23 protein-coding genes are annotated in these 24,405 nt (G+C 58.0%); 13 read left to right on the top strand and 10 right to left on the bottom strand.

Going from position 1 to position 24,405, the window contains the following annotated elements; all coding sequences use genetic code 11:
- Together znuB and znuC are read right to left on the bottom strand one after the other, a co-directional pair.
- Entirely contained in the window at positions 1-786 is a 786-nt protein-coding gene (gene znuB, locus MKS11_RS13565; protein ID WP_004203408.1) for a zinc ABC transporter permease subunit ZnuB, read from the bottom strand.
- A complete protein-coding gene (gene znuC / locus MKS11_RS13560; protein ID WP_229583919.1) occupies positions 786-1,505 on the bottom strand; it encodes a zinc ABC transporter ATP-binding protein ZnuC in 720 nt (239 codons plus the stop codon). Before znuC ends, znuB begins: the two co-directional genes overlap by 1 nt.
- Positions 1,506-1,616: 111 nt before the next feature.
- Here znuC and znuA point away from each other — a divergent pair, with 111 nt between their 5' ends.
- The 3 genes from znuA (at position 1,617) to lpxM (ending at position 4,985) form a co-directional block, all read left to right on the top strand.
- Positions 1,617-2,561 carry a zinc ABC transporter substrate-binding protein ZnuA gene (gene znuA, locus MKS11_RS13555; RefSeq protein ID WP_087771162.1) on the top strand — a complete coding sequence of 315 codons (945 nt, stop codon included), beginning with the start codon at positions 1,617-1,619 and terminating at the stop codon, positions 2,559-2,561.
- A gap of 15 nt (positions 2,562-2,576) precedes the next feature.
- Complete coding sequence (mepM, locus tag MKS11_RS13550; RefSeq protein WP_004203403.1) at positions 2,577-3,896, top strand: murein DD-endopeptidase MepM; 1,320 nt, start codon at positions 2,577-2,579, stop codon at positions 3,894-3,896.
- A 117-nt stretch (positions 3,897-4,013) separates the two neighbouring features.
- Positions 4,014-4,985 carry a lauroyl-Kdo(2)-lipid IV(A) myristoyltransferase gene (gene lpxM / locus MKS11_RS13545; RefSeq protein ID WP_017900217.1) on the top strand — a complete coding sequence of 324 codons (972 nt, stop codon included), beginning with the start codon at positions 4,014-4,016 and terminating at the stop codon, positions 4,983-4,985.
- Between the two features lie 30 nt (positions 4,986-5,015).
- Here the strand turns inward: lpxM and dcuR are convergent, their stop codons facing one another.
- The 3 genes from dcuR to MKS11_RS13530 form a co-directional block, all read right to left on the bottom strand.
- Positions 5,016-5,732: a two-component system response regulator DcuR gene (dcuR, locus tag MKS11_RS13540; protein ID WP_048295103.1), complete on the bottom strand. Its 717-nt coding sequence runs from the start codon at positions 5,730-5,732 to the stop codon at positions 5,016-5,018.
- Positions 5,733-5,785: 53 nt separating this feature from the next.
- On the bottom strand, positions 5,786-7,471 hold the full coding sequence (locus tag MKS11_RS13535) for an NAD-dependent malic enzyme (protein WP_004203398.1): 1,686 nt from the start codon (positions 7,469-7,471) through the stop codon (positions 5,786-5,788).
- Between the two features lie 62 nt (positions 7,472-7,533).
- Positions 7,534-8,481 (bottom strand): AEC family transporter, encoded by a 948-nt coding sequence (locus MKS11_RS13530; RefSeq protein WP_004203397.1) that lies wholly within the window; start codon positions 8,479-8,481, stop codon positions 7,534-7,536.
- A 416-nt stretch (positions 8,482-8,897) separates the two neighbouring features.
- On the opposite strand from MKS11_RS13530, the gene MKS11_RS13525 reads away from it, so the two are divergent.
- Positions 8,898-10,232: a 2-hydroxycarboxylate transporter family protein gene (locus MKS11_RS13525; RefSeq protein ID WP_053810189.1), complete on the top strand. Its 1,335-nt coding sequence runs from the start codon at positions 8,898-8,900 to the stop codon at positions 10,230-10,232.
- A 59-nt stretch (positions 10,233-10,291) separates the two neighbouring features.
- Here the strand turns inward: MKS11_RS13525 and pyk are convergent, their stop codons facing one another.
- Both pyk and MKS11_RS13515 read right to left on the bottom strand, forming a co-directional pair.
- The gene (pyk, locus tag MKS11_RS13520) at positions 10,292-11,734 is read right to left on the bottom strand and encodes a pyruvate kinase (RefSeq protein WP_002911440.1); all 1,443 of its coding nucleotides are present in this window, start codon (positions 11,732-11,734) and stop codon (positions 10,292-10,294) included.
- 125 nt (positions 11,735-11,859) lie between these two features.
- Complete coding sequence (locus MKS11_RS13515) at positions 11,860-12,765, bottom strand: MurR/RpiR family transcriptional regulator (RefSeq protein ID WP_072096624.1); 906 nt, start codon at positions 12,763-12,765, stop codon at positions 11,860-11,862.
- A 159-nt stretch (positions 12,766-12,924) separates the two neighbouring features.
- Here MKS11_RS13515 and MKS11_RS13510 point away from each other — a divergent pair, with 159 nt between their 5' ends.
- From MKS11_RS13510 to MKS11_RS13495, 4 genes are all read left to right on the top strand, one after another.
- Positions 12,925-13,074, top strand: coding sequence for a hypothetical protein (locus tag MKS11_RS13510; protein WP_032425929.1), 150 nt, complete (start codon positions 12,925-12,927; stop codon positions 13,072-13,074).
- A gap of 10 nt (positions 13,075-13,084) precedes the next feature.
- Positions 13,085-14,560: a glucose-6-phosphate dehydrogenase gene (gene zwf / locus MKS11_RS13505; RefSeq protein WP_004203394.1), complete on the top strand. Its 1,476-nt coding sequence runs from the start codon at positions 13,085-13,087 to the stop codon at positions 14,558-14,560.
- A gap of 222 nt (positions 14,561-14,782) precedes the next feature.
- Positions 14,783-16,594, top strand: a complete 1,812-nt coding sequence (edd, locus tag MKS11_RS13500) for a phosphogluconate dehydratase (RefSeq protein WP_284109593.1) — start codon at positions 14,783-14,785, stop codon at positions 16,592-16,594.
- A gap of 38 nt (positions 16,595-16,632) precedes the next feature.
- Positions 16,633-17,274 carry a bifunctional 4-hydroxy-2-oxoglutarate aldolase/2-dehydro-3-deoxy-phosphogluconate aldolase gene (locus MKS11_RS13495; RefSeq protein ID WP_002911423.1) on the top strand — a complete coding sequence of 214 codons (642 nt, stop codon included), beginning with the start codon at positions 16,633-16,635 and terminating at the stop codon, positions 17,272-17,274.
- 57 nt (positions 17,275-17,331) lie between these two features.
- Here MKS11_RS13495 and purT read toward each other — a convergent pair whose 3' ends face one another.
- Positions 17,332-18,510 (bottom strand): formate-dependent phosphoribosylglycinamide formyltransferase, encoded by a 1,179-nt coding sequence (purT, locus tag MKS11_RS13490; protein ID WP_087771160.1) that lies wholly within the window; start codon positions 18,508-18,510, stop codon positions 17,332-17,334.
- Positions 18,511-18,645: 135 nt separating this feature from the next.
- Here purT and MKS11_RS13485 point away from each other — a divergent pair, with 135 nt between their 5' ends.
- The 3 genes from MKS11_RS13485 to ptrB all read left to right on the top strand — a co-directional run bounded on the left by MKS11_RS13485 (position 18,646) and on the right by ptrB (position 22,065).
- On the top strand, positions 18,646-18,993 hold the full coding sequence (locus MKS11_RS13485; protein WP_004203390.1) for a YebG family protein: 348 nt from the start codon (positions 18,646-18,648) through the stop codon (positions 18,991-18,993).
- Between the two features lie 231 nt (positions 18,994-19,224).
- The gene (locus MKS11_RS13480; RefSeq protein WP_004203389.1) at positions 19,225-19,884 is read left to right on the top strand and encodes a tellurite resistance TerB family protein; all 660 of its coding nucleotides are present in this window, start codon (positions 19,225-19,227) and stop codon (positions 19,882-19,884) included.
- A 120-nt stretch (positions 19,885-20,004) separates the two neighbouring features.
- Entirely contained in the window at positions 20,005-22,065 is a 2,061-nt protein-coding gene (gene ptrB / locus MKS11_RS13475; RefSeq protein ID WP_065904503.1) for an oligopeptidase B, read from the top strand.
- A 3-nt stretch (positions 22,066-22,068) separates the two neighbouring features.
- Here the strand turns inward: ptrB and exoX are convergent, their stop codons facing one another.
- Both exoX and MKS11_RS13465 read right to left on the bottom strand, forming a co-directional pair.
- Positions 22,069-22,728 (bottom strand): exodeoxyribonuclease X, encoded by a 660-nt coding sequence (gene exoX / locus MKS11_RS13470; RefSeq protein WP_004203387.1) that lies wholly within the window; start codon positions 22,726-22,728, stop codon positions 22,069-22,071.
- A gap of 78 nt (positions 22,729-22,806) precedes the next feature.
- Positions 22,807-23,037: a DNA polymerase III subunit theta gene (locus MKS11_RS13465; RefSeq protein ID WP_002911406.1), complete on the bottom strand. Its 231-nt coding sequence runs from the start codon at positions 23,035-23,037 to the stop codon at positions 22,807-22,809.
- A 112-nt stretch (positions 23,038-23,149) separates the two neighbouring features.
- On the opposite strand from MKS11_RS13465, the gene yobA reads away from it, so the two are divergent.
- Together yobA and copD are read left to right on the top strand one after the other, a co-directional pair.
- Positions 23,150-23,524, top strand: coding sequence for a CopC domain-containing protein YobA (yobA, locus tag MKS11_RS13460; protein ID WP_004203386.1), 375 nt, complete (start codon positions 23,150-23,152; stop codon positions 23,522-23,524).
- Positions 23,525-23,527: 3 nt separating this feature from the next.
- On the top strand, positions 23,528-24,397 hold the full coding sequence (gene copD, locus MKS11_RS13455) for a copper homeostasis membrane protein CopD (protein ID WP_004203385.1): 870 nt from the start codon (positions 23,528-23,530) through the stop codon (positions 24,395-24,397).
- Positions 24,398-24,405 lie beyond the last annotated feature (8 nt).

The following is a 24,405-nucleotide window of genomic DNA, read 5'->3' as shown; positions in this document are numbered from 1 at the left end:
TTAGCTGGCGGCTTTTTTCGTCATGCTGAGAATAAACAGCACCGCAGCGCTCAGCACCACCGACGGCCCGGCCGGCGTGTCGTAGAAAGCCGAGAAGGTTAACCCGCCGGTGACGGCCAGCATGCCCACGCCCACCGCCACGGCGGCCATCTGCTCCGGCGTGCGGGCAAAACGGCGGGCGGTAGCGGCCGGGATAATCAGCAGAGAAGTGATGATCAGCGCCCCGACGAACTTCATCGCCACGCCGATAGTCAGGGCGGTGACCAGCATCAACAGCAGCTTGACCCGCTGCAGCTTCACGCCATCGACAAACGCCAGGTCCGGACTGATGGTCATCGCCAGCAGATTCCGCCACTGCCAGAGCAGAATGCCAATCACAATCACCACGCCAATAGCAATGGCGATCAGATCCTGCGGCGTGACCGCCAGCAGATCGCCGAACAGGTACGCCATCAAATCGACGCGGACGTTAGACATCAGACTGACCACCACCAGCCCAAGGGACAGCGCGCTGTGCGCCATGATGCCCAGCAGGGTATCAATCGCCAGATGCGGCCGTTTTTCCAGCCATACCAGCCCGCCGGCCAGCAGTAGGGTCACGGCGATCACCGCATAAAACGGATTGACGTTAAGCAGTAAACCGAAAGCGACGCCGAGTAGCGACGCATGCGCCAGCGTATCGCCGAAATAGGACATGCGGCGCCAGACCACAAAGGAGCCCAGCGGGCCGGCGGCGCAGGCCAGCATCATCCCGGCCAGCCAGCCAGGTAAGAGAAGTTCAATCATTAGCGGCTGTTTCCCCGACGCAATACAATTCGCCCCTGAAGATCGTGGCGGTGATTATGGTGATGGCGGTAGATCCCCAGCTGTTCCGCGCCGCGCGGGCCGAACATGGAGATAAACTCCGGATGCATCGAGACGACTTCCGGTGCGCCAGAGCAGCAGATATGCTGGTTCAGGCACAATACCTCGTCGGTTTTGGCCATCACCAGATGCAGGTCGTGGGAGACCATCAGCACCGCGCAGTCCAGCTCATGGCGCAGCTGGTCGATAAGATCGTAGAGCGCCACCTGGCCATTGACGTCGACGCCCTGGGTCGGTTCATCCAGCACCAGCAGCTGCGGACGATTGAGCAGGGCGCGGGCCAGCAGCACGCGCTGGGTTTCGCCGCCGGAAAGTTTTTGCATCGGCGCGTCGATCAGGTGCCCGGCCTGCACGCGCTTCAGCGCCGGCAGGATGTCGTCTTTGCGGGTGCCTGGACGTAAACGCAGGAAGCGGCTGACGGTCAGCGGCAGCGTGGCGTCCAGATGCAGTTTCTGCGGTACATAGCCGATCCGCAGGCGTTCTTCGCGCTTGATAACACCCTGTGTCGGTGCTACCAGCCCGAGAACCACCCGCACGAGCGTCGATTTACCGGCGCCGTTGGGCCCCAGCAGGGTTAATATTTTGCCTGGCGTGAGAGCCAGCGAGATGTCAGACAGCACGCGGCGTTGGCCAAAGGCCACCGAGACATTTTCCAGCGTTACAAGGTTTGTCATAATCATTTAGGGGTTGCACAAGCTAGTGAATGTTATAATATCACATCACACTCACTCGTTTCGATGACTAGACGCATTATGTTACATAAAAATACGCTTCTTTGCGCTGGACTTGGCGCTGTTTTTTTGTTCGCACAGGTACCGCAGGCCAGCGCCGCCGTGGTGACTTCCATGAAACCGCTGGGCTTTATCGCAGCAGCCATCGCCGATGGGGTCACCGACACCCAGGTGCTCCTGCCCGATGGTGCCTCTGAGCATGATTATTCCCTGCGTCCTTCCGATGTAAAACGCTTACAGAACGCAGACTTAGTGGTGTGGATCGGTCCGGAAATGGAAGCCTTTATGGATAAGTCGACGCAAAGCATTGCGGCGAAGAAAAAGGTGACCATCGCAGAGCTGGATGGGGTCAAACCGCTGCTGATCGCCGGCGCTGACGATGATGACGATCATCATGGTCATGACCATGGCGCAGCGGAAAAAAGTGACGGCGATCACCATCACGGTATCTACAATATGCATCTGTGGTTATCCCCAGAGATAGCGCGGCTTTCGGCGGTTGCAATCCACGATAAATTATTGGAACTTATGCCGCAGAGTCGAGCCAAACTCGACAGCAACCTACAGCAGTTCGAGGCCGCGCTGGCGGCGACCGACAAGCAGGTTAGCAATGAGCTGGCACCGCTGAAAGGAAAGGGCTATTTCGTTTTTCATGACGCCTACGGTTACTTTGAAAAACACTACGGTTTAACCTCGCTGGGGTATTTTACCGTCAACCCTGAAATACAGCCTGGTGCGCAGCGTTTACACGAAATCAGAACACAACTGGTTGAGCAGAAAGCCACTTGCGTTTTTGCTGAGCCACAGTTCAGGCCAGCGGTTATCGAAGCTGTTGCCCGGGGCACGTCTGTGCGCATGGGGACCCTGGATCCACTGGGTAGCGGAATTAAGCTGGGTAAAGCGAGTTACCCGCAATTCCTCACCCAACTGGCGAATCAGTATTCGAGCTGCCTGAAAGGAGATTAACGAGGAAGTGAATACGTGCAACAGATAGCCCGCGCTGTCACTCAGGCATTTAACAATCTGCCACGACCTCATCGCGTTATGCTGGGGTCGCTTAGCGTTCTTACCTTAGCGGTCGCCGTCTGGCGACCCTACATTTACCACCCGGAATCCGCCCCCATCGTCAGAACCATTGAGCTGGAAAAAAGCGAGATCCGCTCCCTGCTGCCGGAAGCCTCCGAGCCGATCGATCAGGCCCCGCAGGAAGAAGAAGCCATTCCTCAGGATGAACTCGACGAAAAAGCCGATAGCGATGCCGGCGGGCACGAATACGTGGTGTCGACCGGCGATACCCTCAGCAGCATCCTGAATCAGTACGGTATCGATATGGGTGATATCGCCCAGCTCTCCTCCGCCGATAAAGAGCTGCGTAATCTGAAGATTGGCCAGCAGCTCTCCTGGACCCTGACCGCCGACGGCGATCTGCAGAGTCTGACCTGGGAGATGTCCCGCCGCGAAACCCGCACCTACACCCGCGTGGATAACGGTTTTAAAATGAGCAGCGAGCTGCAGAAAGGCGACTGGGTCAACAGCGTGCTGAAGGGCACCGTCGGCGCCAGCTTTGTCTCCAGCGCGCGCGATGCCGGGCTGACCAGCACGGAAATCAGCGCGGTGATCAAGGCCATGCAGTGGCAGATGGATTTCCGTAAGCTGAAGAAAGGCGATGAGTTCTCGGTATTGATGTCCCGCGAAATGCTTGACGGCAAACGCGAGCAAAGCCAGCTGCTCGGCGTGCGTCTGCGCTCCGACGGTAAGGACTACTTTGCCATCCGTGCCGAAGACGGTAAATTCTACGACCGCAACGGGACAGGGCTGGCGAAAGGCTTTATGCGCTTCCCGACAGCGCGTCAGTTCCGCGTCTCCTCTAATTTTAACCCGCGTCGTCTGAATCCGGTCACCGGGCGCGTCGCGCCGCACCGTGGCGTCGATTTTGCGATGCCGCAGGGAACGCCGGTGCTGGCAGTGGGCGATGGCGAAGTGGTGGTGGCCAAGCGCAGCGGCGCCGCCGGGTATTACGTGGCGATCCGCCACGGCCGTACCTATACCACTCGCTACATGCACCTGCGTAAACTGCTGGTGAAGCCGGGGCAGAAAGTGAAGCGCGGCGATCGTATTGCGCTATCGGGGAATACCGGACGCTCTACCGGGCCGCACCTGCACTACGAAGTGTGGATCAACCAGCAGGCGGTCAACCCGCTGACGGCGAAACTGCCGCGTACCGAAGGGCTGAGCGGTTCCGACCGTACCGATTATCTGGCGCAGGTCAAAGAGGTCGTTCCGCAGCTGCGGTTTGACTAACCACCGGTCAGTGGAAAGCCGGTGCCCCAGGGCGCCGGCTTTTTCTTTTGTAGGATACCCAACGTCTCGCTACACTATCCCATTATCTTGATTAAGCAGTCGATCTGCGGATTGGGCATGGAAACGAAAAAAAATAATATTGAGTTTATCCCTAAGTTTGAAAAATCTTTTTTACTGCCGCGCTACTGGGGCGCCTGGCTGGGTGTTTTTGCCTTCGCCGGTATTGCGCTGACGCCGCCATCCTTCCGCGATCCGCTCCTCGGCAAACTCGGTCGTCTGGTCGGGCGTCTGGCGAAAAGCTCGCGCCGCCGGGCGCAGATTAATTTGCTGTATTGCTTCCCGGAAAAAAGCGAGCACGAGCGGGAAGCGATCATCGACGCCATGTACGCCTCGGCGCCGCAGGCGATGGTGATGATGGCCGAGCTGGGTCTGCGCGATCCGCAGAAAATTCTCGCCCGCGTCGACTGGCAGGGTAAAGCGATCATCGACGAGCTGCAGCGCAATAACGAGAAGGTGATTTTCCTCGTCCCGCATGCATGGGGTGTGGATATCCCGGCGATGCTGATGGCCTCCGGCGGGCAGAAGATGGCGGCGATGTTCCACAACCAGGGCAACCCGGTCTTCGATTACGTGTGGAATACCGTGCGTCGTCGTTTTGGCGGACGGATGCATGCGCGCAACGACGGGATCAAACCGTTTATTCAGTCGGTGCGCCAGGGCTACTGGGGCTACTATTTGCCCGATCAGGATCACGGCGCCGAGCACAGCGAGTTTGTGGATTTCTTCGCTACCTATAAGGCCACCCTGCCGGCGATTGGCCGCTTAATGAAGGTATGCCGCGCCCGCGTCGTTCCGCTGTTCCCGGTCTACGATGGCAAGACGCATCGCCTGACGGTGCTGGTGCGCCCGCCGATGGACGATCTGCTGGACGCTGACGATACAACAATCGCCCGGCGGATGAACGAAGAGGTGGAGGTGTTTGTTACGCCGCACACCGAGCAGTACACCTGGATCCTGAAGCTGCTGAAGACGCGCAAGCCGGGTGAAATCGAGCCCTACAAACGCAAAGAGCTGTACCCTAAGAAGTAGACTGCAAGCGCGCCAGTGGGCATTCCAGGCTCACTGGCTATATTGCGTCAGCAACATCACGCTCTCGGCCACAAGCCGGTAGCGATACTCCGGGCGGCCGGTGATGCCGTAGTGATTGCTGGTGAAGAGCACGTTGATCTGCTCCAGCCAGATCAGGTATTTGCGGCACGATACTCGGGAGATCTGCAGCGCCGCCGCCAGCTCATTGGTTGAAAAATCCCGCGCCTGATGCGCGATTATCCACCGGCACACCAGGCGAAGCGTTTGCGGCGTCAGCCCTTTCGGCAAGCGGCGGGGACCGTCCTGTTGCAGAACCCCGCGGCGTAGCAGGGTGTCGATATCCGCCTGGGCGTAGCAGGATTTCGCTTGCTTCGCATCGCGTTTATTGCGCCAGGTCCGCAGCGCCTCCTCAAAGCGCGACAACTGAAACGGTTTAATCAGGTAATCAACCACGCCATAGCGCAGTGCCGTCTGGACGGTGAGCGCATCGGCAGCGGACGTCATCATGATGACGTCAATATTCCGCCCCTCAGCGCGAAGCGCTGGCAGCAGGTCCAGGCCACTCTCCTGGTGCATATAGACATCCAGCAGCAGCAGATCGACCTGCGCCAGATGGCTTAGCATCGCTTTGGCGTCGGCGATCGTCGCCGCTACTCCACAGCAGTGAAAATCAGCTACCCGGCTGATAAATAACTGGTTCAGTTCGGCCACCATGGGATCATCATCGACAATCAGCACATTGAACATGAGTGGTTCCCCCGAGTGGCGGGAAGCCTGCCGGCTTCCCGCGAGATGAGCGATCACAATGACGAACGTTTATACGCGGTGTAGCGCGCTCGCCAGAAGGTTTTATCGATATTCGCCGCCAGTTGCACCTCGTCAATCTGCGGCGCTACGCCGTCCTGCTGAGCCGCGCGGGCGACATCAGCGGCAATGGCCCGGGAAATCATTTCGATCTCTTCTACCGGCGGCAGCAACCCGCCGGTTTCGCGGGTCGCCAGAGGCGAGTGGGCGGCCAGCGTTTTACTGCAGGTGATAAGCATTGCTTCGGTGACGCGCTCGGCTTTACTGGCAAGGATCCCCAGCCCCAGACCGGGGAAAATATAGGCGTTATTGCACTGGGCGATGTCGTAGGTTTTGCCGTCATAGAAGACGGGGTCGAACGGGCTGCCGGTGGCGATAAGCGCGCTACCCCGAGTCCACTCCAGCAGATCCTTCGGCTGGGCCTCGGCCCGGGAAGTGGGGTTAGAGAGCGGCATAATAATCGGACGCGGGCAGTGCCGATGCATCTCTTTCACTATCTCTTCGCTAAACAGCCCCGGCTGGCCTGACACGCCGATCAGCACGGTAGGGTGGACGTTGCGTACGACATCCATCAGCGACAGCTGGGCCGCCTCGGTATCCCAGTGGGCGATACTGGCTCGGGGGGTGACCAGCTCGCGCTGAAAATCGAGCAGATTAGGCATCTGATCAGTCAGCAGACCAAAGCGGTCAACCATAAAGATGCGGCGGCGTGCTTCCGTCTCTGAGAGCCCATCATCCACCATCAGCGCAATGATTTTTTCCGCAATGCCGCATCCGGCCGAACCGCCGCCAAGGAAAACCACCCGCTGATCGCGGAGCGGCGTCCCGGCGGCGGCAGCGGCGGCGATCAGCGTCCCCGATGTCACGGCGGCGGTTCCCTGAATATCATCGTTAAAACAGCACAGCTGGTGTCGATAGCGGTTGAGCAGTCGCGTGGCATTTTTTTGGGCAAAATCTTCAAACTGGAGCAAGACATTCGGCCAGCGCTGTTGAACGGCATGGACAAACATGTCCATAAACTCCAGGTATTGCTCGTCGCTGATGCGCGGATGTCGCCAGCCCATATACAGCGGATCTTCCAGATGCTGCGGATTGTTGGTACCGACATCTAACATAATGGGCAGCGTTGATGCCGGATGAATACCCCCGCAGGCGGTATATAACGAGAGTTTGCCGATGGGGATCCCCATCCCGCCAATCCCCTGGTCGCCCAGCCCCAGAATACGCTCGCCATCGGTCACCACGATGACTTTGATATCGTTGCGGGAAAATCCCTGCAGCATCTCGTCAATATGGTGACGGTTGGGCCAGGAGATGAACAGGCCGCGTCCTCGGCGATATATTTCTGAAAAATGTTCGCATGCTTCACCCACCGTCGGGGTATAAATAATCGGCAGCGTCTCTTTCATATGGCTGCGCAGCAGGTTATAGAATAACGTCTCGTTGGTGTCCTGAATATTTCTGAGATAAATATGGCGCGAAATACTTTTTTTGAACTGGCAAAACTGGCCCCATGCGCGCTCGGTTTGTTCTTCAATGGTTTCCACATTGTGCGGTAACAGTCCCTGAAGATTAAACGCTGTGCGTTCGCTTTCCGTAAACGCGAGGCCTTTATTTAATAACGGGTTTTCCAGCAGGACGGCACCATTATAGGGGGTGTATAAGGTTTCTGTGGCTAACATGACATGACTCCTGAATATCAAATTAAAACGTTGCCTGATGTCTAGGTATTTTATTTCCGTGATTACGAAATGAGATAAATCATGACGCCTTCGGTGACCACGCCGATGGCGGTGCCCAGCAAAATAGAAGATGAGGCGGGTTCAATATAGGTATCGCTGCGCAGGGCAAACATCCCTGCCGCGATAGCGGAAGGCGTCGCGCCGATGATAATAACCTGTTGCATCAGGGTATGACTAAGCCCAAAGGCTAGCCCGGCCAGCGCCATCATGGCCGGCTGGATCAGGTTTTTAATACTGATGTTGGTGCAGGTTTGAATATTGACCGTCGGACGTTCACCGTAAAACAGCAGCCCAAGGGCGAAGAGTGACAGACCGCCGGCGATTTTACCCACCATTTCAACGGGTACGCTGAGCAGATGCGGCAGCTGGATCCCGGCCAGGCTGAGCAGTACTCCGGAAATGGGGATCCAGACAATGGGGTTTCTCACGGCTTTCAGCAGGTTTTGCAGGATCAACTGCCCGGCGTGGAGCTGGGGAGCCCCAGCGTCTCCGGGCTGGTCTCCCATGCGGATCAGGATGATGGTCAGAGGGATCATCAACACGCTGGTCACCAGGTTTCCGATAAGCACCCCGAGAAAGCCCTCCGGACCTATCAGCACCGCCAGCACGGGGGCGCCGAAGTAGGCCATATCAGGGAAGGCGCAAACCAGCGACTGAATCGCGCTAGTTTTAATATCATGACGAAAAACATAGCGTGAGATCAGTAGCGTAAGAAAATACGACCCCATCAGACCGATAACCAGCACCGCCATAAAGGTGAAGTTTTTTATTTTATCCGGGCTGGTATGTAATGCGCCGATAAAAAGATGAAAAGGAAGCGCAAAGCGGATAACTACCGTGGCGAGAACGGAGGCGTCCTCACGGCGGGTATAGCCGAGTTTGCCGCTAAGCCATCCGAGCAGCATGATAAATACCAACGGGAAAAGAGATTGCAAGAGCAGTGAAGGCATAAAAGGTCCTGACATATATTATCGGTTTGTTGTGCTGCCAATCTAACGATCCCCTAACATTTAAAAGGTGATAGCCATCACAGTCATCTGGCTTTAAATAATTTCGCCTTGGCTACTTTACTTACAAATAGGGAAAAGAGGATTAAATCATAGGGTTGCATTAACAGGGTTTATTATTTTAGCGGACGATAACTTTAGCTTCGTGATAATAAATTAAATTACTTAAAATAAACTTTATGGCTCAGTCACAAAGCCGACAGCGTTAATACGGTTGTCGTTTTTAGTTTTAAAGTCCTGTGTTACCGTTTCGGTGTATTTAGTTGATACGGCGTTTAGCGCTTTTGAATTCATAGTGCTGCGCAATTTTAATATTGCATCCTGACCCTACGTGACCTCTTTATTATTCAGGTAAAAATATGAAAAATAATTCACTCAACCAACCGATAGATAAAACATTGCCGAACGGGCAAGCGACTCGACTTTTCGCCAATATCGAAGTCGGCGCTGTGCCATTAACGCTGTTCATCGGTATCGCCGCGATAGTGGCGCTCTCCGCGGGCGCGGGGTTGTTGCCAAAAAACATGATTGGCGGACTAGCGGTCATCATGACCCTGGGGTTCGCGCTGGCGAAAATTGGCCGCATGGTGCCGGTGTTAAAAGATATTGGCGGTCCGGCGATTTTGTGTTTGATGATGCCCTCAGTGCTGGTCTACTTTGGCGTGTTTGAAGCGCATACGCTCGATACCGTGCATTTGCTGATGAAGGAGGCCAATCTCCTCTATTTCGTCATCGCCTGCCTGGTGGTCGGCAGTATCCTGGGAATGAACCGCACGATTCTGATCCAGGGGATGGTGCGCATGTTTGTCCCGCTGGTGGTTGGGACCGGCGCGGCAATCGCCACCGGCCTGCTGGTGGGCAGCTTATTCGGCTACAGTCTGTATCACACCTTCTTCTTTATCATTGTGCCGATTATCGGCGGCGGCATTGGCGAAGGGATCCTGCCGTTGTCGCTGGCTTATTCGGCGATCCTCGGGCAGACGCCTGATGTCTACGTGGCCCAGCTGGCGCCGGCGGCGGTGGTGGGTAACATCTTCGCCATTATCTGCGCCGGCTTTCTGGCCCGCATGGGCGCCCGTCGCCCGGCGCTGTCCGGCAACGGGCTACTGATCCGCAGCCATGAAGATAACAGCGTCTTTGCGCAGAATCAGAGTACGCAGCCGACCGATTTTCAGCTCATGGGCGCCGGGTTGCTGATGATTTGCGCCTTTTTTATTGTCGGCGGCCTGCTGGAGAAGGTGGTGCATATTCCGGGGCCGGTGCTGATGATTCTGGCGGCGGTATTCTGCAAATATACCAAAGTTATCCCGGCGGCGATGGAGCTGGGGGCGCACAGCTGCTACAAGTTCGTCTCCGCCGCGCTGGTGTGGCCGCTGATGATCGGCCTGGGCATGCTGTATGTACCGCTGGAGAGCGTGGTATCGGTCTTCTCCGTTGGCTACGTCGTGGTGTGCGGCTCAATTGTCATTGCCATGGCGCTGAGCGGGTTCTTTATCGCTTCACGTCTAAATATGTATCCTGTGGAAGCCGCCATTGTCACCAGCTGCCACAGCGGGTTAGGCGGAACGGGGGATGTGGCCATTCTCTCGGCCTCAAACCGCATGGGATTGATGCCGTTTGCACAGATTGCGACGCGTATCGGCGGGGCGTCGACGGTGATCGCCGCGACGCTATTACTGAGCTGGATGGTGTAGCCTGCCGGAGGGCAAAAAAAAACCTGCCAGCCGTATCGCTGGCAGGTAGACACCGAGGCTTACTCGACGGTGAGGATACGCGTGGTGTTGGTGCTGCCGATGGTGCTCATCACGTCACCCTGGGTAACAACCACCAGATCGCCGGAGACCAGGTAGCCTTTGTCCCGCAGCAGATTGACGGCATCGTGCGCAGCGGCCACCCCGTCATTCTGGCTGTCGAAGAACACCGGCGTCACCCCGCGGTAGAGGGCGGTCAGGTTCAGGGTGCGCTCGTGGCGGGAGAGAGCGAAAATTGGCAGACCGGAGCTGATGCGCGAGGTCATCAGCGCGGTGCGGCCTGATTCGGTCATGGTGATGATAGCCGTGATGCCTTTCAGGTGGTTGGCGGCATACATCGCCGACATAGCAATCGCTTCTTCCACGTTGTCGAACTGGACGTCCAGACGGTGTTTGGAGACGTTGAGGCTCGGGATTTTTTCGGCGCCCAGACACACGCGCGCCATCGCGGCCACGGTTTCGGACGGGTATTGGCCGGCAGCGGTTTCCGCGGAGAGCATCACGGCATCGGTACCATCCAGCACGGCGTTGGCCACGTCCATGACTTCCGCACGGGTCGGCATCGGGTTGGTGATCATCGACTCCATCATCTGGGTGGCGGTAATGACGGAACGGTTCAGCTGACGCGCACGACGAATCAGCGCTTTCTGGATGCCCACCAGCTCCGGATCGCCGATTTCGACGCCAAGGTCACCGCGGGCAACCATCACCACATCGGAGGCGAGGATCACGTCGTCCATGGCGTCCTGATCGCAGACGGCTTCCGCACGCTCGACTTTGGCGACGATTTTCGCATCACAGCCGGCATCGCGCGCCAGGCGACGGGCGTAGTTCAGGTCTTCGCCGCAGCGCGGGAAGGAGACGGCGAGATAGTCGACGCCGATTTTAGCGGCGGTGACGATATCGGCCTTGTCTTTGTCGGTCAGCGCTTCGGCAGACAGGCCGCCGCCGAGCTTGTTGATCCCTTTGTTATTGGACAGCGGGCCACCAACGGTCACTTCAGTGAAGACTTTCATCCCCTGAACTTCGAGGACTTTCAGCTGCACACGACCATCGTCGAGCAGCAGGATATCGCCAGGCACGACGTCCGCCGGCAGGCCTTTATAGTCGATTCCGACTTTCTCTTTATCGCCTTCGCCCTTGCCGAGGTTGGCATCGAGCAGGAATTTGTCGCCGACGTTGAGGAAAATTTTGCCTTCTTTGAAGGTCGATACGCGAATTTTTGGTCCCTGGAGGTCGCCGAGGATGGCCACGTGACGGCCCAGTTTTGCCGCAATCTCACGCACTTTATCGGCACGGAGCTGATGATCTTCCGGGGTGCCGTGAGAGAAGTTCATACGCACTACGTTTGCGCCCGCGGCGATAACTTTTTCCAGGTTGTTATCGCGGTCAGTTGCCGGGCCTAAGGTAGTAACGATTTTGGTTCTGCGAAGCCTTCTGGACATGTAATACTCCGTTGACTGATACAACTTTGGTGTTGCGTGAACATGGATTCGGTAGCGCCAGCCTGCAACGTCGCACAGCCGGATCGTTATCGAAGGTGTAATGGGGTACTGCTTGTTATCAACTTTTATTGATTATCACTGGGTACGAACGGTTCTTTATCAAAACGCGATTCCTTCAGCGCTTCCTTGACCCTCTTCAAGTTATCTCTGAATTTTGCCCCCCGGCGCAGGGTAAAGCCTGTCGCCAGCACGTCAATGACGGTCAACTGGGCCAGACGCGAGACCATCGGCATATAGATGTCGGTATCTTCCGGCACATCCAGGGTAATGGCCAGCGTGGCTTCCCGGGCCAGCGGCGAGCCGGGGGAGGTGAGAGCGATCACCATGGCATCGTTTTCACGCGCCAGCTGCGCCAGCTCTACCAGGCTCTTGGTTCTTCCGGTATGTGAGATAATCACCACCACATCATCGTCATCGCAATTCATACAACTCATGCGTTGCAGGACAATGTCGTCGGAATAGATGACCGGCACGTTAAAGCGGAAAAATTTGTTCATCGCGTCATGAGCGACCGCCGCCGAGGAGCCGAGGCCGAAAAAGGCGATTTTTTTTGCCTGAGTCAGCAGATCCACCGCACGATTCACCGCCGACATGTCGAGAGAATGGTGGACCTGATCTAAACTCGCCATGGCCGATTCAAATATTTTTCCCGTGTATGACTCAACGCTGTCGTCTTCATCAACATTGCGGTTAACATAGAGCGTGCCGTGCGCAAGGCTCTGGGCGAGATGCAGTTTGAAGTCAGGAAAGCCGCGGGTTTCGAGACTACGGCAGAAGCGATTGACGGTCGGTTCGCTCACTCCGGCCTCAAGGGCGAGGGCGGCGATGCTCGAATGAATGGCCTGCGCGGGGGTGGCAAGGATCACTTCCGCCACTTTGCGTTCAGATTTGCTAAGGTGTTCCAGTCGGGACTGGATTTTTTCCAGCATGTTCATTAGTAACAGGGCGCTCATCAATGGAAACGATTTCATTAATGGGTGAAATCATCGGGCGTTTTAGCAAGAATATACCCCTCCGCAAGCGCAAGCGGTGAGGAATGACGGGAAAAAATGTTGTTTTTTTTCATTACATGATCAGAGTCGTATTTTACTGACCTGAAACAGGTACAAACAACGAACAATATCAGCCAGATGCCTAAATCATCGCCGAATGTTTTCACCCTGTGCGGTTTTCCCGCTGCAAACGGAGGGGAAGGCTTTCGGGAAACAGGTAAACACAGTACAGTGCAGTGTAAGAAAATTACAAATATAGCCTGGCAAAAGCACCAGACTATCAACTGAGGAGAATGACATGGCGGTAACGCAAACGGCCCAGGCATGCGACCTGGTCATTTTCGGCGCGAAGGGCGACCTGGCGCGGCGTAAATTGTTGCCTTCCCTGTATCAGCTTGAAAAGGCGGGCCAGATCCACGCCGACACCCGGATCATTGGCGTCGGCCGTGCCGACTGGGATAAAGCGGCTTACACCAAAGTGGTGCGCGAAGCGCTGGAAACCTTCATGAAGGAAAAAATTGATGAAGGTTTGTGGGATTCCCTGAGCGGCCGCCTGGAGTTCTGTAATCTTGACGTCAATGACACCAGCGGCTTCACCCGCCTGGGTGACATGCTGGACCAAAAGAATCGCGTCACCATCAACTATTTCGCCATGCCGCCGAGCACCTTTGGCGCCATCTGTAAAGGTCTGGGCGAAGCGAAGCTCAATGCCAAGCCTGCGCGCGTGGTTATGGAAAAACCGCTGGGCACCTCGCTGGAAACCTCGCGGGAAATCAACGATCAGGTCGGCGAGTTTTTTGAAGAGTGCCAGGTCTACCGTATCGACCATTACCTCGGAAAAGAGACAGTCCTCAACCTGCTGGCGCTGCGCTTTGCCAACTCTCTGTTCGTCAATAACTGGGACTGCCGTACCATCGATCATGTGGAAATCACCGTCGCGGAAGAGGTAGGCATTGAAGGGCGCTGGGGGTACTTCGACCAGGCCGGACAGATGCGCGACATGATCCAGAACCACCTGCTGCAGATCCTGTGCATGATTGCCATGTCGCCGCCGTCCGATCTCAGCGCCGATAGCATCCGTGATGAAAAGGTCAAGGTGCTGAAATCCCTGCGCCGTATTGACCGCTCCAATGTGCGTGAGAAAACCGTTCGCGGCCAGTACACCGCCGGCTTTGCCCAGGGCAAAAAAGTGCCAGGCTACCTCGAAGAAGAGGGGGCGAACAAAACCAGCAACACCGAAACCTTCGTGGCGATCCGCGTTGATATCGATAACTGGCGCTGGGCTGGCGTACCGTTCTATCTGCGTACCGGCAAACGTCTGCCAACCAAATGTTCCGAAGTGGTGGTTTACTTCAAAACGCCGGAGCTGAACCTGTTTAAAGAAACCTGGCAGGAGCTGCCGCAGAACAAGCTGACCATTCGTCTGCAGCCGGACGAAGGGGTGGATATCCAGGTCCTGAACAAAGTGCCGGGCCTCGACCATAAGCACAACCTGCAGATCACCAAGCTGGATCTGAGCTACTCCGAAACCTTCAACCAGACGCATCTGGCCGATGCCTATGAACGTCTGCTGCTCGAGACCATGCGCGGTATCCAGGCGCTGTTCGTCCGCCGCGATGAAGTGGAAGAGGCATGGAAGTGGGTGGACTCCATCACCGAAGCCTGGGCGGCCGACCGCGATGCGCCGAAACCGTATCAGGCCGGGACCTGGGGACCGGTGGCCTCGGTGGCCATGATCACCCGCGATGGACGCTCGTGGAACGAGTTTGAGTAAGCTCGCGATCTTATCCGTCAGGGTTATTTTACCGGTAACATGATCTGACGCAGAAAGTCGCACGCTTTTTAATCTTTTAAGCCCCGTGAGGATTCACCCACGGGGCTTTTTTTATTACACTGCCTTCAGATATTTTGCCCCTGAGCGCTGGTGTTGGTGGCTTCGGGCACCAAAACACGTCATCTCGCAGCGGCCGGACAGATAAAATTTTGAGGAGCCTTTATGAATTCGACAATATTACGGGTAACAAATCGCATTATCGAACGGTCGCGTGATACCCGCGCGGCTTACCTCGCAAGGATTAACCAGGCCAAAACCGACACCGTGCATCGTGCGCAACTGGCCTGCGGCAATCTGGCTCACGGTTTCGCGGCCTGTCAGGCCGACGACAAAGCCTCTCTGAAAAGCATGTTGCGCAACAACATCGCCATCATCACCTCCTACAACGATATGTTGTCCGCGCACCAGCCCTATGAACACTACCCGGATATCATTCGCAAAGCGCTGCACAGCGCCAATGCGGTCGGTCAGGTGGCCGGCGGCGTGCCGGCGATGTGCGATGGCGTGACCCAGGGACAGGACGGCATGGAGCTCTCTCTCCTGAGTCGCGAAGTGATCGCCATGTCCGCGGCCATCGGCCTGTCGCATAACATGTTCGATGGCGCTCTGTACCTCGGCGTGTGTGATAAAATTGTGCCCGGACTGACCATGGCCGCGCTCTCATTCGGCCACCTGCCGTCGGTCTTTATTCCCTCCGGTCCGATGGCCAGCGGCCTGCCTAATAAAGAAAAGGTTCGCATTCGCCAGCTGTACGCGGAGGGCAAAGTTGACCGCATGGCGCTGCTGGAGTCCGAAGCCGCTTCTTACCACGCGCCGGGAACCTGTACGTTCTACGGTACGGCGAACACCAACCAGATGGTGGTGGAGTTTATGGGCATGCAGTTGCCGGGCTCGTCCTTTGTCCATCCGGATGCTCCGCTGCGGGAAGCGCTGACCGCCGCCGCCGCGCGCCAGGTCACCCGCATGACCGGCAATGGCAACGAGTGGATGCCGTTGGGCAAAATGTTTGACGAAAAAGTGGTGGTCAACGGCATTGTGGCGCTGCTGGCGACCGGCGGCTCCACCAACCACACTATGCACCTGGTGGCGATGGCCCGCGCGGCGGGCATTATCATTAACTGGGATGATTTCTCCGACCTGTCAGACGTGGTACCGCTGCTGGCGCGCCTCTACCCCAACGGTCCGGCGGATATCAACCATTTCCAGGCGGCGGGCGGCGTTCCGGTTCTGGTGCGCGAGCTGCTGAAAGGCGGCCTGCTACATGAGGACGTTCACACCGTCGCTGGCTTCGGTCTGTCGCGCTACACCCTCGAGCCGTGGCTCAACAACGGCGAGCTGGACTGGCGGGAAGGGGCGACGGCGCCGCTTGACGATCAGGTCATCGCGACATTCGAGAAACCGTTCTCCCGTCACGGCGGCACCAAGGTGCTGAGCGGTAACCTGGGCCGCGCGGTCATGAAAACCTCGGCAGTCCCGGCTGAGAACCAGGTGATCGAGGCGCCGGCGGTGGTGTTCGAGAGCCAGCACGACGTGTTGCCGGCCTTTGAAGCGGGTCTGCTGGACAAAGACTGCGTGGTGGTGGTCCGTCATCAGGGGCCAAAAGCGAACGGGATGCCAGAATTACATAAACTTATGCCGCCACTTGGTGTATTATTGGACCGCCGTTTCAAAATAGCGCTGGTGACCGATGGCCGACTCTCTGGCGCCTCCGGTAAAGTCCCGTCAGCCATCCATGTCACGCCTGAAGCCTATGATGGTGGGTTGCTGGCGAAAGTGCGCGATGGCGATCTTATTCGCGTGAACGGGCAGACGGGGGAACTGACGCTGCTGGTGGACGATGCCGAACTGGCGGCGCGTCAGCCGCATATCCCTGACCTCAGCGCGTCGCGCGTAGGTACCGGTCGGGAGATGTTTGGGGCGCTGCGTGAGAAGCTCTCTGGCGCGGAGCAGGGCGCAACCTGCATCACTTTTTAAGACGATTTAATTTGTAGATCTGGCGAGAGAAAATCCTGATGAAAAACTGGAAAACAACAGCAGAAGCAATCCTCACCTCCGGTCCGGTTGTCCCGGTTATCGTAGTGAAAAAGCTGGAACACGCGGTACCGATGGCGAAAGCGCTGGTCGCGGGCGGCGTGCGCGTCCTGGAAGTGACTCTGCGCACCGAGTGCGCCCTGGAGGCGATCCGCGCGATTGCTAAAGAAGTGCCGGACGCGATTGTCGGCGCGGGCACCGTCACCAACGTCGAGCAGCTGAAAGCGGTAACAGAAGCCGGCGCGCAGTTCGCTATCAGCCCGGGGCTGACCGAATCTCTGCTGAAAGCGGCGACCGAAGACGGCACTATTCCGCTGATCCCGGGGATCAGCACCGTCTCCGAGCTGATGCTGGGCATGCAGTACGGTCTGAAAGAGTTTAAATTCTTCCCGGCAGAAGCCAACGGCGGCGTGAAAGCGCTGCAGGCGATTGCGGGTCCGTTCGGTCACATTCGTTTCTGCCCGACCGGCGGTATCTCCCCGGCTAACTACCGTGATTACCTGGCGCTGAACAGCGTGCTGTGCATCGGGGGCTCCTGGCTGGTGCCGGCCGACGCCCTGGAAGCTGGCGACTACGATCGCATCACCACCCTGGCGCGTGAAGCGGTGGAAGGCGCGAAGTAAACCGCGCCTCAAGGTCAACAACCCGGTCAGCGGCAACGCGACCGGGTTTTTTTGTCTTTACCCCTCGACGATAACCGCCGCGGCGGCGGTTTTAGCCCGCGTCACAGCCTCTTCCACCGAATCGGCGACGGCGAGGGTCACCCCCAGACGACGGGTGCCGTCAATCTCCGGCTTGCCGAACAGACGCAGCTGCAGGCCAGCTCCGACGGCCGACTGCAGCTGGCCGAAGCTGACGTTCTGACTGGTCAGCTGCGGAAGGATCACCGCGGAAGCGGCCGGACCATACTGGCGGATAGCGCCGACGGGCAATCCAAGAAAGGCGCGAACGTGCAGGGCGAATTCCGAGAGATCCTGCGAAATAAGCGTCACCATTCCGGTGTCGTGCGGGCGCGGGGAGACTTCGCTGAAGATCACCTCATCGCCGCAAACGAACAGCTCTACCCCGAACAGGCCATGCCCTCCCAGCGCCAGCACCACCTTACGGGCGATATTCTGCGCGCGTTCAAGGGCCAGGTCACTCATCTGCTGCGGCTGCCAGGATTCACGATAATCGCCATCTTCCTGACGATGACCGACCGGGGCGCAGAAATGCACGCCATCGACGGCGCTGACGGTGAGCAGGGTGATTTCAAAGTCGAAATTCACCACCCCTTCGACGATCACCCGCCCGGCGCCGGCGCGGCCGCCCTGCTGGGCGTAGCGCCAGGCTTCGCTGAGCTGGTCAGCCGAGCGGATAAAGCTCTGACCTTTACCGGAGGAGCTCATCACCGGCTTGACGATGCACGGCAAGCCGATCTCCGCTACCGCCGCGCGGAAGGCTTCATCACTGTCGGCGAAACGGTAGCTGGAGGTGGGGAGCTGCAGCTCTTCGGCCGCCAGACGGCGTATGCCTTCGCGGTTCATGGTGAGCTTCGCTGCCCGCGCCGTGGGGACCACTTTCTGCCCGGCCTGCTCCAGTTCGACCAGGGTATCGGTGGCGATAGCTTCGATCTCCGGCACGATGTAATCGGGTTTTTCCTGTTCGATCAGCGCGCGCAGGCTTTCGCCGTGCAGCATATTGATGACGTGGGCGCGGTGGGCGACCTGCATCGCCGGGGCATCGGGGTAGCGGTCGACGGCGATAGTTTCAATGCCCAGACGCTGACATTCGATGGCGACTTCTTTACCCAGCTCGCCGGAGCCTAACAGCATAACTTTGGTGGCTGCCGGGCGCAGCGCGGTGCCTAATACAGTCATAACTCTCTTCCGCAGTAAAAAAAGATGCGGTCGATTATAAACGAAAACGTTTGCGTCTGTCTTTATGCGCGTGAGTTGAGTCCGGAAGGGAAATTTGCTATACTGTATAAAAATACAGTTCTAAGAGGCTGCAGCATGGCGGTTGAAATTAAATATGTAGTGATCCGCGAAGGTGAGGAAAAAATGTCTTTTGCCAGCAAAAAAGAGGCCGACGCTTACGACAAAATGCTCGATCTGGCAGAGGTGCTGAATGACTGGCTGGTAGCATCGCCGCTGGAAATGGACGATGCCCAGCGCGATACCATGGCGATGTGGCTGGCGGAGCGTAAAGAGGCGCTGCAGCATATTCTGCGCGCCGGCAGACTGCCGGAGCAGGATGCGACTGCGCACGATGCGCCCGCGCCGTCAACGGACGCTGAGGCTTCCCCGGCGGAAGAGGCCGCCGCGCCAGCTGCCAAAACGCGGAAAGCCAAAGCGGCCTGATGGCTGGCGGTCAGCCGCTGATGGGCTGATGGGCTGATGGGCTGATGGGCTGATGGGTTGGTCGGTTGGTCGGTTGGTCGGTTGGTCGGTTGGTCGGTCGGTCGGTCGGTCGGTCGGCTGGACCCGGTGCCGCCGCCGCGCGCACCTTTGCGCATCTTTAGCCATGTCTAACATTTCCTGACATCGCGTCGTTTAGGCTGATAACAGTGTTTGTCACCTGAGAGGAAAACCATGGCTAACTGGCTAAATCAACTGCAGTCGCTGCTCGGACAGCAGGGCGCGTCGCCGTCCGGCGAGTCGTCAAAAGGGAGCGCCCTGCTGCCCGGCGCCATCGGCGGGCTGGCGGGGCTGCTGGTGGCCAGCAAATCGTCACGCAAGCTGCTGGCGAAATATGGCACCAGCGCGCTGCTGGCTGGCGGTGGGGCGGTGGCGGGTACCGTATTGTGGAACAAGTATCAGCAGAAAATGCGCGCTCAGAACACGCCCGCTCCGACACCCGAGACGGCTGCGGCGCCGACGGAGGTCGATCCGCGCAGCGTGCGGTTGATCACCGCCCTGGTGTTTGCCGCCAAAAGCGATGGTCATATCGACGATCACGAGCGGGCGAGGATTGAAGCCCAGCTTCGGGAGGCCAATATTGACGTGCAGGCCCGGGTGCTGATTGACCAGGCGCTGGCTCAGCCGCTGGATCCGCAGCGTCTCGCCGAGGGCATCGTTGACCCGCAGGAGGCGCTGGAGATCTACTACGTCAGCTGCGCGGTGATTGATATCGACCACTTTATGGAGCGCAGCTATCTCAACGCCCTGGGTGAGGCTCTGGCGTTGCCAAAAGATGTCCGGGCCGACATCGAACAGGACATCCAGTCACAAAAACAGGCGCTAAGCGTTTAAATTATCACGTTTCGCTTGCATCGCCCGCGTCTTTTGCCACCCTTATAGACACGTCATCATTCAGGCGCCACCCTGCGGCCTGAATGCTCTTGTGTCACGAAAAAGCAGCAGAAGAATAACATGCCACCTAAAGCCAAACGGATCCCTCACGCCATGACCTTGCATGGCGATACACGCATCGATAACTATTACTGGCTGCGCGACGATGAACGCGCGCGGCCTGATGTGCTGGAATATCTGCACGCGGAAAACGCCTACGGCAAGCAAGTGATGGATTCGCAGCTCAGCCTGCAGGAGCGTCTGCTGAAAGAGATTATCGACCGCATTCCGCAGCGGGAAGTCTCTGCCCCCTATAGTAAAAACGGCTTTCGCTACCGGCAGGTGTATGAGCCGGGCTGCGAATACGCTATCTACCAGCGACAGTCGGTGCTGAAAGAAGAGTGGGACGAGTGGGAGATCCTGCTTGATGCCAACCAGCGGGCGGCAAAGAGCGAGTTTTACACCCTGGGCGGGCTGGGTATTGCGCCCAACAACCAGTTGATGGCGGTGGCGGAAGATTATCTCTCCCGTCGCCAGTACGGTCTGCGTTTTTGCGACCTCAGCAACGGCGAGTGGTATCCGGAGACCCTGGAAAATGTCACCTCCGGCTTTGCCTGGAGCAACGATTCACGCTTTGTGTGGTACGTGCGTAAACATCCCACCACGCTGCTTCCTTATCAGGTCTGGCGCCACACCGTCGGGACGCCGGCGCAGAGCGACGTGCTGGTCTACGAGGAAAAAGATGAGACCTTCTACGTCAGCGTGCATAAAACCACATCCCAGCAGTTCGTGGTGATTTATCTCTCCAGCGCCACCACCAGCGAAGTACTGCTGCTCAACGCCGAACTGCCAGACGCTGAGCCGGTCTGCTTCCTGCCGCGGCGTAAAGATCATGAATATAGCCTCGATCACTATCAGCACGCCTTCTATCTGCGATCCAACCGGGACGGGAAGAATTTTGGTCTCTATCGTACCGTGCTACGCGATGAAGATCAGTGGACCACGCTGATCCCGCCGCGTCACGACGTGATGCTTGAAGGATTTACCCTGTTTACCGACTGGCTGGTCGTCGAGGAGCGTCAGCGCGGCCTGACCAGTCTGCGGCAGATTAACCGCAAGACCCGGGAGGTGGTGGGGATCGCCTTTGACGATCCGGCCTATGTCACCTGGCTTGCCTATAATCCGGAGCCCGAAACGTCGCGCCTGCGCTACGGCTACTCCTCGATGACGACGCCCGACACCCTGTTTGAACTGGATATGGATACCGGCGAACGACGGGTGATCAAGCAGCAGGAGGTGAAGGGGCTGGACACCCGCTGCTATCAGAGCGAGCACCTGTGGGTGACCGCCCGCGATGGCGTCGAAGTCCCGGTCTCGCTGGTCTACCATCGCGACCATTTTCGTAAAGGGAGCAATCCGCTGCTGGTCTATGGCTATGGCTCGTATGGCGAGAGTATCGATGCCGATTTCAGCGCCAGTCGGCTGAGCCTGCTCAACCGCGGCTTTGTCTACGCCATCGCCCATGTCCGCGGCGGCGGCGAGCTGGGTCAGCAGTGGTATGAGGACGGTAAATTCCTGTGTAAGAAAAATACCTTTAACGACTATCTCGACGTCTGCGACGCGCTGCTGGCTCAGGGGTACGGCGACCCGCGGCTCTGCTATGGCATGGGCGGCAGCGCCGGCGGGATGCTGATGGGGGTGGCCGTTAACGAGCGTCCAGAGCTGTTCCACGGCGTGATAGCCCAGGTGCCGTTCGTCGACGTGGTAACCACGATGCTGGATGAAACCATTCCGCTGACGACCGGCGAATTTGAAGAGTGGGGGAACCCGCAGGATGAAACCTATTACCACTACATGAAAAGCTACAGCCCCTACGACGGCGTGAAGGCGCAGGCGTATCCGCATATGCTGGTGACCACCGGGCTGCACGATTCCCAGGTGCAATACTGGGAGCCGGCGAAGTGGGTGGCAAAACTGCGTGAACTGAAAACCGACGATAACCTGCTGCTGCTTTGCACCGATATGGACTCCGGGCATGGCGGAAAGTCCGGGCGTTTTAAAAGCTATGAGGGGGTGGCGCTGGAGTACGCCTTTTTCATCGCCCTGGCGCAGGGGACACTGCCGGGGAAAGCGGCAGTGTAGGGGCTATTCCCCAAGGTAATGCTTGAGCGTGAGGCGCAGTTCGGGGCTCATGCGGTCGAGATTGTTGAATAACCAGCGCAGATAGCCTGGATCGTTTTCAGCAATCTCGGCGACGGCTTTACCGCGATATTTGCCGAAGGTAAAGGTGGTGAGCAGCGCCGGCCGACCTGTGATATCGGCCATTTCGTCAGGCGTCCAGCCGGAAACGTTGATGATATCCAGCAGCAGCGCAGCGGTGATATAGCAGTCATACAGCGCCCGGTGGTGATGCAGCCCCGGCGGCGTGGCCACGTTCAGCTTGCGTGATTTATAGAGCCCCATATTACTGTATTTGATCCCCGGCCACAGCCGGCGGGCCAGCTTCATCGTACAGATCCACTCGCCATGCATCTCCGGTAGCACCCGACGATCGAAGCTGGCGTTATGCGCGACGTACCACGGGCTGCCATGATAGTGCGGAATAATCTCCTCAATCCACGGCTTATCGGCGACCATCTCTTCGGTAATCCGGTGGATAGCCATCGCCTGCGGGCTGATGGGGCGGTCAGGACGCACCAGATGACTCATGGGATTGGTGATTTGCCCGTCGACAATGTCGACCGAGGCGATTTCAACGATGCCCCCCTGCAGTCCGCAGGTTTCGGTATCAATGACGCGCAGCATGGCTCGCTCCAGAGCAAAACAATAAGCGTAAAGTAATTGGCCGGGCTTGCCAACCGACGGCGAGGAGGCAAGTAGGCATTATTTCTGTTTCGGCTCCCAGGGCAGGCGGGACAGTGAAACGGAGGCCAGCCGATGGGCGATCAGCCGTTCGCGGAACCAGTCGCGCAGATGGGCGGGCTGTTCACGCTCGACCAAATCAGCGACCACCGGCATATTATACCGCTCTTTAAAGGCGACGCCGGCGGCGGCGAGATCGACGTTAACTTTATCCATCTCATCTTGCGAAATTTTGGCCAGATTTCTTTCCATCATACACTCCACTCTGCTTGTAAACCCGGTCAGGGCCTGACGCCCGGCTCGACTCTGCCATTATACAGGGTTATTCTCTGTGCTACAGACATAACAAAAGGGAATGACGAATATGCGACTTCTTGCTGGACGCGCATTGCGCCTCTCCGTTGCGTTTGCCGGGCTATTAACCGCGGCGGGCGCGCTCGCCCACGCTCACCTGCAGCAGCAGATCCCCGCCGCCGGAGCGCAGCTGGCGGCCTCCCCGCAGACGTTGACGCTCAGTTTCTCCGAAGGCATTGAACCCGCGTTCAGCGGCGTGACCGTCACCGGTCCACAGCAGCATGCGGTAGCCACCGGCAAACTGACCCGCAGCGCCGACAACCCCGCCCAGGTCACCGTGCCTGTAGCGGAAACCTTGCCGCCGGGAGAATACACTGTGGCTTGGCATGTGGTCTCAGTGGATGGCCATAAAACCAAAGGGCAATACACCTTTAGCGTGAAGTAAGCGATGCTGACCGGGCTCTACATTACTCTGCGCTTTGGGCACTTTATCACCCTGATGCTGGCTTTTGGCTGCGTGCTGTATGGCGCCTGGTGGGCGCCGGTGCCGCTGCGACGCGTACTGATGCTGCGCTTCTATCCGCTGCTGCGCCCGCTGCTGCTGATCGGCGCCCTCTCTACCCTGGCGCTGTATCTGCTGCAGGGGGGATTGATGGGCGACGGCTGGGCAGATGTCTGGCAACCCGCCGTCTGGCAGGCGGTGGCGGGCACCCGCTTCGGCGGGGTGTGGATTTGGCAGATCCTGCTGGCGTGGATCGCCCTCGCCGTAGTGTGGATCCGTCCCCGACATGGCGCTCGCCAGCTGGTGGCCCTGCTGGCGGCCCAGCTGCTGCTTTCCGCTGGGGTAGGGCATGCCGCCATGCATGATGGTTTACTCGGCGCCCTGCAGCGGACTAATCATGCTGTCCACCTCTTCTGCGTTGCCAGCTGGTTCGGCGGCCTGTTGCCCTTTATCTATTGCCTGCGCCTGGCGCAGGGGCGCTGGCGGCAGGCCGCGGTCTATACCATGGCGCGCTTTTCACGTTACGGGCATCTGGCCGTCGCCGGCACCCTTGCCAGCGGGGCGATCAATGCGCTGTTGATCCAGGGAGGGATGATTGGCGCATCGCCCTGGGGACGTCTGCTGTTGATCAAATGTGCGCTGGTGGCCGGGATGGTGGTAATTGCGTTAGTGAACAGGTATGTTCTGGTACCGCGCATGTCGGCAAGCGGTTCGCGGGCGGAAAGTCTGATCCTGCGAACCACGCAGGCTGAGATAGGGCTGGGCGCGCTGGCGCTGCTGGCCGTCAGTCTGTTTGCCACCTGGGAACCTTATTGAATTAACTG

The organism is Klebsiella sp. K5-45 (genome assembly GCF_030128605.1).
In the GTDB taxonomy this organism is placed as follows: Bacteria; Pseudomonadota; Gammaproteobacteria; order Enterobacterales; family Enterobacteriaceae; genus Klebsiella; species Klebsiella quasipneumoniae.
This window is presented reverse-complemented; position numbering and strand designations above follow the sequence as displayed.

Excerpts from the sequence above, each read along its gene's own strand:
- MKS11_RS13530 (WP_004203397.1), bottom strand. The coding sequence starts at position 8,481 with ATGCCTTCACTGCTCTTGCAATCTCTTTTCCCGTTGGTATTTATCATG.
- lpxM (WP_017900217.1), top strand. The coding sequence starts at position 4,014 with ATGGAAACGAAAAAAAATAATATTGAGTTTATCCCTAAGTTTGAAAAA.
- purT (WP_087771160.1), bottom strand. The coding sequence starts at position 18,510 with ATGACTGTATTAGGCACCGCGCTGCGCCCGGCAGCCACCAAAGTTATG.
- znuB (WP_004203408.1), bottom strand. The coding sequence starts at position 786 with ATGATTGAACTTCTCTTACCTGGCTGGCTGGCCGGGATGATGCTGGCC.
- MKS11_RS13515 (WP_072096624.1), bottom strand. The coding sequence starts at position 12,765 with ATGAAATCGTTTCCATTGATGAGCGCCCTGTTACTAATGAACATGCTG.
- exoX (WP_004203387.1), bottom strand. The coding sequence starts at position 22,728 with ATGCTGCGCGTCATTGATACCGAAACCTGCGGACTGCAGGGGGGCATC.
- MKS11_RS13465 (WP_002911406.1), bottom strand. The coding sequence starts at position 23,037 with ATGGAAAGAAATCTGGCCAAAATTTCGCAAGATGAGATGGATAAAGTT.
- ptrB (WP_065904503.1), top strand. The coding sequence starts at position 20,005 with ATGCCACCTAAAGCCAAACGGATCCCTCACGCCATGACCTTGCATGGC.
- yobA (WP_004203386.1), top strand. The coding sequence starts at position 23,150 with ATGCGACTTCTTGCTGGACGCGCATTGCGCCTCTCCGTTGCGTTTGCC.
- dcuR (WP_048295103.1), bottom strand. The coding sequence starts at position 5,732 with ATGTTCAATGTGCTGATTGTCGATGATGATCCCATGGTGGCCGAACTG.
- MKS11_RS13495 (WP_002911423.1), top strand. The coding sequence starts at position 16,633 with ATGAAAAACTGGAAAACAACAGCAGAAGCAATCCTCACCTCCGGTCCG.
- pyk (WP_002911440.1), bottom strand. The coding sequence starts at position 11,734 with ATGTCCAGAAGGCTTCGCAGAACCAAAATCGTTACTACCTTAGGCCCG.
- edd (WP_284109593.1), top strand. The coding sequence starts at position 14,783 with ATGAATTCGACAATATTACGGGTAACAAATCGCATTATCGAACGGTCG.
- MKS11_RS13485 (WP_004203390.1), top strand. The coding sequence starts at position 18,646 with ATGGCGGTTGAAATTAAATATGTAGTGATCCGCGAAGGTGAGGAAAAA.
- MKS11_RS13525 (WP_053810189.1), top strand. The coding sequence starts at position 8,898 with ATGAAAAATAATTCACTCAACCAACCGATAGATAAAACATTGCCGAAC.
- MKS11_RS13480 (WP_004203389.1), top strand. The coding sequence starts at position 19,225 with ATGGCTAACTGGCTAAATCAACTGCAGTCGCTGCTCGGACAGCAGGGC.
- zwf (WP_004203394.1), top strand. The coding sequence starts at position 13,085 with ATGGCGGTAACGCAAACGGCCCAGGCATGCGACCTGGTCATTTTCGGC.
- copD (WP_004203385.1), top strand. The coding sequence starts at position 23,528 with ATGCTGACCGGGCTCTACATTACTCTGCGCTTTGGGCACTTTATCACC.
- znuA (WP_087771162.1), top strand. The coding sequence starts at position 1,617 with ATGTTACATAAAAATACGCTTCTTTGCGCTGGACTTGGCGCTGTTTTT.
- MKS11_RS13535 (WP_004203398.1), bottom strand. The coding sequence starts at position 7,471 with ATGTTAGCCACAGAAACCTTATACACCCCCTATAATGGTGCCGTCCTG.
- MKS11_RS13510 (WP_032425929.1), top strand. The coding sequence starts at position 12,925 with ATGCCTAAATCATCGCCGAATGTTTTCACCCTGTGCGGTTTTCCCGCT.